Raw genomic sequence first — 1,813 nt, 5'->3', positions numbered from 1 at the left:
CCCGCTGCGAACTGGTCACAGTGAGCAAAGCGAAGCGCAACTGCGTGAGGGTGACCGAGCGTGGGAAGGAAGCGTGGAGCGTAATCGCGAGCCGATGAACAAAAATCGCATAGGAGGCGCTGCCAAGCAGGGCAAGTGGGCAAGAAACCACGAAGCTCGTGTGACCAAGGCGAAGCGGCGTAGATGCGGCGGTTGTGCGATGAATGAGTGCGTTCTTACCTGGGGAGATCTCGCCTTATGGGTGAAAGCCCGACGGCTAAAGCCGGAGCGAGAAGTCAGCAGAGGCCGTAGTAGTGCAAGCCCGAAACCCGCAATGGGAGGTGAGGCGAACACGAAGGGCCGAACGAGAGTGAGTGACTGAGGACATGCAAAGCTGCAAGGTCATGCGTCAGAAGCCGGGGCAAGCCGGGCGCTCGGGGAGGCGGCACGGTCAAGCCGTGCCAGAGACCGGGTGTGACGAAACCGGAGGTACGTTGCATGAGCACCCAGACACAGGGTCGGCAAGGCAGACGGCGGGCACTGGTGGCCTGTTGGAGGCGGCGCTGACGAGACAGAACCTGCAAGTGGCATGGAAGCGGATCAAGGCCAACAAGGGTGCAGCCGGGGTGGACGGGCTCGACATCGAGCAAACCACCCGGATGCTGCGCACGAGCTGGCCCGATATCCGCCAAGCGCTGGTGCAGGGCAGCTACCGGCCCAGTCCGGTACGCAGGGTGATGATTCCCAAGCCCGACGGCAGCCAGCGCGAGCTGGGTATCCCGACGGTGGTAGACCGGCTGATCCAGCAAGCCCTTTTGCAAGTGCTGCAACCGCTGATTGACCCCACGTTCAGCGAACACAGCCATGGGTTTCGTCCGGGCAGGCGTGCGCACGACGCGGTCAAGGCCGCACGGGCGTATGTCCAATCGGGCAAGCGCGTGGTGGTAGACGTGGAACTGGCCAAATTTTTTGACCGGATCAACCACGACATCTTGGTGGACAGGCTCAAAAGACGCATCGATGACGCTGGAGTCATCGGGCTGATTCGGGCGTACCTGAACGCCGGGATCATGGATGGCGGGGTGGTGCTCGATCGCCACCGTGGCACACCGCAAGGCGGGCCCCTGAGCCCGCTGCTGGCCAATGTGCTGCTCGACGAAGTGGACAAGGCGTTGGAGGCGCGAGGCCACAGCTTCGCGCGCTATGCTGATGACTGCAACGTCTACGTGGGCAGCAAGAAGGCGCGAGAGCGGGTGATGGCGTATCTCAGGAAACTGTACACAGGCTTGAAGCTTCAGATCAATGAAGCCAAGAGCGCGGTGACCAGCGCCTTCGGACGCAAGTTTCTGGGGTATGCGCTGTGGGTGGCCAAAGGCCGTGAAGTCAAATGCAAAGTAGCTGACAAGCCACTGCAAAACTTCAAGGCCCGCATCCGGCAACTCACGCGCCGCTCAGGCGGGCGCAGCATGGCACAGGTGGTGGACAAACTGCGGCCCTACCTGCTGGGTTGGAAGGCTTACTTTGGATTGGCGCAAACGCCCCAGGTCTGGCGAGAGCTGGACGAGTGGCTGCGCCACCGATTGCGGGCCATCCAGCTCAAACACTGGAAGCGGCCGAGAACGATCTACCGGGAACTCATGGCGATGGGGGCAACGCAGGATGTGGCCAAACAGGTGGCGGCAAACTGCCATCGTTGGTGGCGTAACAGCGACCGGCTCCTCAAGACGACACTCACCATTGCGTACTTTGACCGGCTGGGGGTACCAAGACTGTCCTGACCTCAAACTCTCGAACCGCCCGGTGCGGACCCGCATGCCGGGTGGTGTGGCAGGGG

1 protein-coding gene is annotated in these 1,813 nt (G+C 62.1%); it reads left to right on the top strand.

Annotation, left to right across the window (positions count from 1 at the left end; all coding sequences use genetic code 11):
- Positions 1 to 365: 365 nt before the first annotated feature.
- Positions 366 to 1,757, top strand: a complete 1,392-nt coding sequence (gene ltrA, locus ACOVRJ_RS19830; RefSeq protein WP_422045553.1) for a group II intron reverse transcriptase/maturase — start codon at positions 366 to 368, stop codon at positions 1,755 to 1,757.
- Positions 1,758 to 1,813 lie beyond the last annotated feature (56 nt).

Origin of the sequence: Roseateles sp., assembly GCF_049240545.1 — a bacterium.
GTDB lineage: Bacteria > Pseudomonadota > Gammaproteobacteria > Burkholderiales > Burkholderiaceae_C > Paucibacter_A.
This window is presented reverse-complemented; position numbering and strand designations above follow the sequence as displayed.